This window comes from Nocardia sp. NPDC006982 (genome assembly GCF_042869435.1).
Taxonomy (GTDB): domain Bacteria; phylum Actinomycetota; class Actinomycetes; order Mycobacteriales; family Mycobacteriaceae; genus Nocardia.
In genome coordinates, this window is record NZ_JBIAFV010000095.1 from 1 (window position 1) to 1,118 (window position 1,118).

Genomic DNA, 1,118 nt, shown 5'->3' on the forward strand with positions numbered 1-1,118 from the left:
GAGTGCCACAGCCACATGGTGCGGTGCGGGTTGCGGCCGTCGGGCAGCCGTTCGACTCGGACCTCGATGACGGTGCCCTCGATGATCGGCAGCCGGGTGAACAGTTCGGCGTCCAGGCGAGCGAAATACCCGGTGCGTTGGACCTTTTGGTGCATGCGGTGCCAGGCGCGAACCTCGACCCGCCCGTACTTGTTGGTGTCGGGCACGACCAGCCCTTGGTCGGGGCGGCGCAGGTTCACCTTCGCGTCGAGCTCAAACCGGTTGCCATGCACGCCATTTCGGCCTGGGCCGGGCTTGCGGGGGCCCGGACGTCCGTCGTAGTAGACGCGGTCACCCGAGATCCGCACCAGGGTCTGAACCTCTAGCCCGTCCAGCGCGTGAGTAAGAGCCGCGGCCGCATACCCCTGATCCAGAATGAACAGCGGTGCGGGACGTCCCGCCGCATCATCTCGCTGGCCGAGCCGTTCTGCCAGGTCGCGAATCTGATCGGCGGTCGACACGACAGGGCAGGATCCCTCGGCCAGGCGACGAGCATCTAACGGCCGAGTCCACGATGAACTGCCCCACTCCAGGCCCATGACCCACTGGAATTCCCAGCCTGGCACAACTTTTCGATCGCCGTCGCAGCGACACGGCGCATAGTGCAGACCCCGGTCGGGCGAGCATTCGGCGTTCGGTCGCGGGAAGGTGGTCGAGTCGATGCCGAACATCAACGGCGCATCGGTCGGCAGCTGGTCGGCCAGCAAATCGCGCAGCCGGTCCTCGTCGATCGCACCCTCGGCCAGCGCGTCATACAAAGCCCCGTGCCCGCGGCGGAACACGGGAGCCAGGGACAACTCCACCAGCGAGGTGACCGGCCCTTCTGCGCAGATCGCCGCGTCAGACAGCTCGAACAGCGCGTCCGCTCGCGTATTCAGGCAGTCGTAGAACTGATTGCGAAACTCCATCAACACCGACTCCGCCGCAGCGGCGTCCCCACACAGCACAGTCCACCTCTACGGCCTTCAATGATCGACACCGACGCCGACGACAAGACATCATCACGCGAAAGCCGTTGGCTGTCAGCCAGATTAACCGAGCACGGCGCAAGTTGATCTTGCGCTGGTTAAATCTCAAGC

At 64.9% G+C, this 1,118-nt stretch carries 1 protein-coding gene; it reads right to left on the reverse strand.

Annotated features, from left to right (window positions below; translation table 11 throughout):
- Window positions 1-947 (reverse strand): transposase (locus tag ACFYOW_RS49675; protein ID WP_387299200.1); only part of this gene is annotated, 947 nt, incomplete at its 3' end.
- Window positions 948-1,118: the final 171 nt, after the last annotated feature.